The organism is Prevotella veroralis DSM 19559 = JCM 6290, from assembly GCF_000377625.1.
Lineage (GTDB): Bacteria > Bacteroidota > Bacteroidia > Bacteroidales > Bacteroidaceae > Prevotella > Prevotella veroralis.
Genome location: NZ_KB898335.1, coordinates 85,830 through 92,891, shown reverse-complemented (window position 1 = coordinate 92,891; position 7,062 = coordinate 85,830). Strand labels below are relative to the sequence as shown.

Annotated in this window: 4 protein-coding genes and 2 rRNA genes; 3 read left to right on the top strand and 3 right to left on the bottom strand. The window is 46.7% G+C overall.

Features of this window, described 5'->3' with window-relative positions; genetic code table 11:
• From D464_RS0110020 to D464_RS12680, 3 genes are all read left to right on the top strand, one after another.
• Positions 1–95, top strand: a 23S ribosomal RNA gene (locus D464_RS0110020); the annotation flags it as partial.
• A 374-nt stretch (positions 96–469) separates the two neighbouring features.
• Positions 470–582, top strand: a 5S ribosomal RNA gene (gene rrf, locus D464_RS0110015).
• Positions 583–903: 321 nt separating this feature from the next.
• A complete protein-coding gene (locus tag D464_RS12680) occupies positions 904–1,068 on the top strand; it encodes a hypothetical protein (RefSeq protein ID WP_018911286.1) in 165 nt (54 codons plus the stop codon).
• Between the two features lie 181 nt (positions 1,069–1,249).
• Here D464_RS12680 and D464_RS0110005 read toward each other — a convergent pair whose 3' ends face one another.
• Genes D464_RS0110005 through D464_RS0109995 form a run of 3 tightly spaced genes read right to left on the bottom strand, consistent with a single transcriptional unit; the run spans position 1,250 to position 6,946 of the window.
• Positions 1,250–2,680 carry a TolC family protein gene (locus tag D464_RS0110005; protein WP_018911285.1) on the bottom strand — a complete coding sequence of 477 codons (1,431 nt, stop codon included), beginning with the start codon at positions 2,678–2,680 and terminating at the stop codon, positions 1,250–1,252.
• Entirely contained in the window at positions 2,677–5,865 is a 3,189-nt protein-coding gene (locus D464_RS0110000; RefSeq protein WP_018911284.1) for an efflux RND transporter permease subunit, read from the bottom strand. Before D464_RS0110000 ends, D464_RS0110005 begins: the two co-directional genes overlap by 4 nt.
• A gap of 4 nt (positions 5,866–5,869) precedes the next feature.
• On the bottom strand, positions 5,870–6,946 hold the full coding sequence (locus D464_RS0109995) for an efflux RND transporter periplasmic adaptor subunit (RefSeq protein WP_024985829.1): 1,077 nt from the start codon (positions 6,944–6,946) through the stop codon (positions 5,870–5,872).
• Between the last annotated feature and the right edge of the window lie 116 nt (positions 6,947–7,062).

The following is a 7,062-nucleotide window of genomic DNA, read 5'->3' as shown; positions in this document are numbered from 1 at the left end:
AAGGGTCGTCATAGACGATGACGTTGATAGGGTGTAGGTGTAAAGACGGTGACGTCAAAGCCGAGCACTACTAATTGCCCGAAACTTTCTTCGGGTCTCCCGCCTCTGGTAATGGAGAGTGGGGACCAGTGACTCAGACTTTGAGCTGTGTAATCTTCTTGATAGAAGTAGAAAAGTTCTATAATGTTTTGCTTGTGGAAATACGTCACCTTATACGGCTGACAAGTCAGTAGACAAGTGAACAAGTTAAAAGTGAACGAGTAGACAAGTAAACAAGTTAAAAGAGTACAAGTAAACGAGTTAAAAGTGAACGAGTAAACAAGTTAAAAGTGAACGAGTAAACAAGTTATTAGTTCTAAGAACAATGTTTAATAACGAATCTACTGATAAGAAGACAGAAGGAAGACAAGAATAAAGACAAATAACTAGTCAACTTGTCAACTTCAAAACCAGTCAACCGAACGAAATATTAGGTGGTTATTGCGTCGGGGTTCCACCTCTTCCCATTCCGAACAGAGAAGTTAAGCCCGTCTGCGCCGATGGTACTGCAATGCAATGCGGGAGAGTAGGTCGCCGCCTTCTTTTACTTTAGAGAGCTTTGAAGAGAAATCTTCGAAGCTCTCTTTTTTGTTTGTGCCACTCTCAAACCCATAACTCTCAATGCATAACTCTCAACCCTTCTTCCCATCCCTCCTCAACCTTTGCCCAAGAGTGTAACACCTTTGCCTAAGAGTGTTTAACAGTTCCTCCCCAACTCTTTCCCTAACTCTTTCCCCAGCCTCTCCCCAATGTAGGGGCAGACGAGGGCGTCTGTCCCTACTTAAGAAAGCCTCATCTCCGCCCCCCTCCGAATGGAGAGGGGCGTGAATAGTATTGTTTGCAAACAAAGGGGGCGTCTCTTTGATGCAAAGAAAGGCTCTCTTCAATGCGAAGAAACGCCCTCTTCGATTGGAGAAGGGCGTTTCCTTGTTTTTGTTCTGGATGTTCCTGTTAATGAGGTGCTACCTCGTTACACTGAAACTATATTACACGGGTATTTCAGCAAAGCCTTACTTCAAACAGAGCTAATCATAATTTTGAATTTTGAACTTTGAATTTTGAATTAAAGAAAAGCCTCCCCTAACTGGCTCCCGTTAGGCACTCCTCCCCTTGGGGGAGGCTGGGTGGGGTTGTTCCATTCGGAGAGGGGACGGGGGAGAGGCTATAGAAGGACGGCTATGAGGCTTTAGGTGGATTATCAGGTGGGGCTTTAGAAGTACCCTCGATATAGGTCGATAAGGGCGGAGAGTTGCTGCAACTGCGTGTCAATAAGCTCCACTTGGCAATCGAGTTGTTCGCGCTCGCTATCGAGAACCTCAAGGTAGGTTGCACGGTTATAGTTGTAGAGTTTCTGGACAGCGGTCACTGCTCGCGCCAGAGCCTCCGCCTGTTTGGTCTTCATCGACTGGTATTGTGCGAGGTTATGAGCCTTCGACTGCAAGGTGGTCATATCGCTGTAAGCTGATAGCAGCACCTTATCATAATTGTAAAGAGCCTCTAATTGCAGGGCATTCGCTTGGTCGAAATTAGCTTGAATAGCCTTTTTGTTGATGATTGGAGCAGCCAATCCGCCCACGACGTTAAAGGCTATTGACTTCGGAATACGCAATAGATACTTCGGGTTGAAAGCGTCTATTCCCAATGCAGCAGACACATTCAGCGAGGGAAGGAATGCTTTGCGGGCAACGTCAACATCCCATTTTGCAGCCTCAAGTTGGTGCTCTGCTTGTACAACATCAGGTCGTTTGAGTAAGAGACTCGTTGGAATTGTCTGCAAAGACGATGGTACCTGTCGGCTCATCAAGTTCGCTTTATTACGCAAGATAGGCGTTGGATAACGCCCAAGTAGCATGTTCAGGTTGTTTTCCGTCTCTGTTATCGCCTGTCGGAGTTGGTATTCATCGGCAGAGGCTTTGGCTAATTCGGCTTCAAACTTATCCACTGCCAACTGCGTGTCGGCGTCAGCTTCTTTCTGCACACGGGCTATCTGCACCGCACGTTCCTGTAGTTTGATATATTGGTGCATAATGTCCAACTTGCAATCCAACGCCAACAACGAGTAGTAATTCTCTGCTACATCAGCCACCAACTGGCTCTTTAGCGTGCGTTGACCATCCTCCGAAGCAAGGTAACGTTCGACAGCTGCACGCTTATCGCTATTGAGTTGATTCCAAAGGTCAATCGTCCAGTTGAGTTGCAGACTGGGTGCTATATCTGGCGTAACGGTTGGGATGTTATGACCGGGCGTGATTTGCGTACCCACGTTACCGGCACCGTCAGCCGTATAACGCCCCACCTTCGATGCGCCAACAGCCATGTTTGCAGTGATGGAAGGTAACATCTGTCCGCGTTTGGATAGAATATTACTCTTCGCAATAGCCATCTCCTGCAAGGTTATCTTTAGGTCTTGATTATTGTTCAAAGCCGTATCGATGAGTGCACGGAGCGTTTCATCCTGGAAGAAATCACGCCAAACAGGGATGGCACTCACCGTGTCACTCGTTGCAACAGGAAGGCTTGCTTTGATGGTGTCCTTCGGTAAGGTTGCTTGCGGAGTCTTACATGCTGCGAGAGATAACAGCCCCAGCAGGGCTGCTATATTATATATAATGTGTAACTGTCTATGGTTCTTTTTCATCATTCTGATTCCTCTTTAGATTCTTCCTTGTGGTAACGTTTGTCCTTCTCTTCGCTTAATGGCTTGTCTTTCTGGTAGTGTACGATCTTGTCCGCCATAGATGCAAAGATGTTGTAAAGCCCTGGGATGAGCAGAAGTCCGAACATTGTTCCGACGATCATACCACCCACTGCAGCCGTACCGATGGTTTTGTTGCCAATAGCACCAGCTCCCGAGGCAAAGACGAGTGGGATCAAACCAGCGATGAAAGCGATACTTGTCATTAGAATTGGGCGGAATCTCGCTACCGCACCTTCGATCGCTGCGTGCAGAATAGGCTGTCCGAGATTCTTTCGTTGTACGGCATATTCAACCATTAACACAGCGTTCTTGCCCAATAGACCGATAAGCATGACGAGGGCAATCTGCGCATAGATGTTATTCTCCAGACCGCATAGTTTCAGGAAGAGGAAGGCTCCGAAGATACCAACGGGTAGGAAGATTATGACAGGAAGAGGCAATAGGAAGTTCTCATACTGCGCTGCCAAGATGAGGTAAACGAAGACAAGACAGACGATGAAGATGATGATTGCGGTGTTACCCTGATCCACTTCATCCTTTGAAATACCTGCCCAATCATAGTCATAACCCTTCGGTAAGGACTTTTCGGCTACTTCACTAATGGCGTTCAAAGCCTGTCCACTGGAATAACCGGGGGCTGGCGCACCTGTTACCTCTGATGAGTTGTAAAGGTTATGACGTGTGATTTCACTCATACCATATACCTTCTGCAACGTCATAAAGTCTGAATAAGGCACCATGTTACCCTCATCATTCTTTGTATAGAGGTGGAGTAAATCCTCTGGGAACGCCCTATACTGTGGCGCGGCTTGCACAATTACCTTATAAGGCTTGCCAAATTCGATGAATCCCGTTTGATAGTCTGAACCCACCAAGATCGATAAGTTATTGAGCGCCTTACCGGGTTCTACACCCTTTTGAAGCGCCATTGCGTCATTGACGTTGAGCATGTATTGAGGGAAGCTGGCCGAATAGAACGTGAAAGCGTTACCTATTTCTGGACGCTTATTAAGCTCCTTTACGAAGTCTTTACTAACCTTCTCCATCTGGTGATAATCGTTATTACCAGTCTTATCTAATAGTCTCAACTCGAATCCACTGGCTGCTCCATAACCTGGAATCGATGGTGGTTCGAAGAAATCAATGTTCGCCGTCGTGATGACCTTACACTTTTGTTCAAGGTCAGCGATAATCTCCTTGGCTGTACGCTTGCGGTGTTTCCAGTCCTTGAGGTTGATCAGACAGCTACCAGAGTTGGCACTTGTACCCTCTGAAAGGATCTCGAAACCAGCCAAAGAGGACACACTCTCGACTCCTTCCTCTTTCTTGGCAATGGCAAGGAGTTGGTGAGCAACCTCGTTCGTGCGCTCTATGGTTGAGCCTGGGGGCGTCTCGATGACGGCGTAAATCATACCTTGATCCTCTTGCGGAATGAATCCTGAAGGCAGACCAAGGTTCACCCAATAGGCAAGACCACAGAACACTAAGATGGCAAGCAGTGTAAAGGCTTTGTGCTTAACGGTGTGTTGCAGTAAGCTCGCATACCGCTTGCTACCAGCATCGAAAGTGGTATTGAACTTCTTTAATAGGCGTCCGATGAATCCTAATTTGACGTTATGTTCCTGTTCTTTAGTCAATATCAACGCACAAAGAGCAGGTGTCAGTGTGAGGGCAACGAAGCCTGAAAAGAGAATACTTGAAGCCATCGTGATAGAGAACTGGCGATAGAACATACCCTCAGGACCGCCCATGAATGCCACAGGAATAAACACCGAAGCCATGACAAGGGATATTGCTATGATGGCACCAGATATCTCCTGCATCGCTTTCTCCGTCGCTTCGACGGGCGAGAGTTTGTTTCGTGCAATCTGAACATTCACTGCCTCAATCACAACTATCGCATCATCAACGACGATACCGATAGCCATCACCAATGCAAAGAGGGATATCATGTTGAGTGTGATGTTGAATGCTAACATCGCAATGAAGCTACCCAAGAGAGAGACAGGGACGGCAAGTACAGGAATAACTGCCGATCGCCAGTCGCCAAGGAAGATAAAGACTACAAGTGCAACAAGCACGAATGCCTCGAAAAGAGTGTGTACTACTTTCTCGATACTGGCGTTCAGGAAGCGGCTAATGTCATAACTGATCTCATAGTGCATACCCTTTGGCATGTCCTTCTGAAGGCGTGTCATGGTTTGTTTCACCTGCTTGATAACATTGCTGGCATTGCTTCCGTAGGCTTGTTTTAACGTCACAGCGGCAGAAGGACGACCATTCAGTGTGGAATAGATATCATATACCTCACTACCAAGATGGATATCGGCAATATCCTTCAAGCGCACAGCTTGACCGTCAGGAGTACTTTTAATGATGATATTACCATATTGTTCGGCTGTAGTGTAACGCCCCGGATACTTCAAGACATACTCCTTCACCTGTGGACGTGTACCTCCACTCTCACCGAGTTTACCAGGAGAGACCTCTATATTCTGGTCTTCCAAGGCATCGCTGACATCATCGGTTGACAGTCCGTAAGCGGTCATCTTATCCGGATGTAACCACACACGCATAGCGTAACTACGCGTTCCGAGGATATCAAGATCGCCTACTCCGTCTACACGAAGCAGCTCTGGTGAGATGTTAATATCGAAGTAGTTGAATAGAAAGTCTTGATTCACGCTGGGATCGTCACTGTAGAGATTGATGTACATAAGGATGTTTGGCTCCTCACGTGATATCTGCACACCCTCACGAATGACCTCTGGCGGGAGCTTATTAGTGGCTGCGGAGACACGATTCTGCACATTGACGGCATCAACGTTAGGGTCGGTTCCGAGCTTGAAGACCACATTCAACTCTGCCTCACCATCGTTACCTGCATCACTCTCAATATACTTCATGCCTGGCACGCCATTGAGGGCTTGCTCCAACGGGATGATGACCGACTTCACAAGCAACTCATTGTTAGCCCCCGGGTATTCGGCAGTTACGTTCACCTTAGGCGGTGAGATTGATGGAAACTGCGTGATCGGGAGGTTGAAAAGGCAAAGAATACCAATAAAGGCAATGACCAGTGCTATCACAATAGATAGAACCGGTCGACGAATAAATATCTTAAACATCTACCTAAATAGTGATTTCGTTAGACTTTATTGCTTGTCGGGGACTTACGAAACGAGTGCGAACTCTATCGCCATCGTTGACCTTTTGGATGCCATCAGTTAGGTAATGATCCTCTGGACGAAGCCCTGAAGCAACGACATAAATGCCTGTTGCCTCGGAAGAAATCTGTATCTGACGCTGGTGAACAACGTTGTTTTTATCGATGACAAAGACATATTTGCGGTCTTGCAACTCATACACGGCTTCTTGAGGGATAACTATTGCATGGCTCTTACGCACTAATAGTTGCACAGTTCCCGTCTGTCCGTTGCGCAAAAGCCCCTTAGAATTAGCAAACAAAGAGCGAACAGAAATAGTTCCAGTGGCATTGTCGAATTGACCCGATATGTCCTTGATATGTCCCTGGGCTGGGAATGTGCTGCCATTAGCCAATAGTAGCTTCAGAGGAAGGTGCATATAAAGGTCGGGACGTTGCTGAAAATCGAGGTAATCAGTCTCTGAGATGTTGAAGTAAACCTGCATTTGTGAGTTGTCAGAAAGCGTAGTTAAGAGGTCATCCTGTTGAATGAAACTACCCATCTTCTGCGGTATCCTCCCTAAGACACCAGCAAAGGGTGCGCGGATAACAGCCAACTTCTTGCGCAGTACGGCGAGTTTATAATCGGCACTGGCAGACTGCAATTTAGCTTTTGCCATGCGCTTTGCATTCGGTGAAATGACGTTATTTTCGGTCAGCTTACTTGTGTTTTGCAAATCAATCTCAGCTTGTTCTTGCTCTGAACGAGCCTTTGCAATCTCCTCATCCTCGCCCACAATGGCTATACGGAACAAGGGTTGACCAGCGCGAACATGCTGTCCTTCACTCACAAAGATTTGTTGCAAGATTCCTTCTTGCTGTGAGCGAACCTCAATGTTACGCAACGATTGAATGTTAGCAACATAACTTTGCGGAAGGTTTACATCAGTGACCAATGGCGTTGTTGATGTGTAAACGGCATTGGTTTGTTGTTCCGCTTTCTTCGAATGACAGCCCCATAGCAACACAGCTAATAGGAACATAAGACTTGAAAACCTCTTCATAAAACATCTAATTGTGGGTTATCGTGCTGGCAACTAACATTCACTTCACTTCAAGACTTCGCTTGTCTCTGGTTTAAATCGGTTCGTGCTTTGTCATAACACACGCCCTTTGTATA

Bases quoted from the DNA above. Each gene is read 5' to 3' on its own strand.
- D464_RS0110000 (WP_018911284.1), bottom strand. From the start codon at position 5,865: ATGTTTAAGATATTTATTCGTCGACCGGTTCTATCTATTGTGATAGCA.
- D464_RS12680 (WP_018911286.1), top strand. From the start codon at position 904: ATGCAAAGAAAGGCTCTCTTCAATGCGAAGAAACGCCCTCTTCGATTG.
- D464_RS0109995 (WP_024985829.1), bottom strand. From the start codon at position 6,946: ATGAAGAGGTTTTCAAGTCTTATGTTCCTATTAGCTGTGTTGCTATGG.
- D464_RS0110005 (WP_018911285.1), bottom strand. From the start codon at position 2,680: ATGATGAAAAAGAACCATAGACAGTTACACATTATATATAATATAGCA.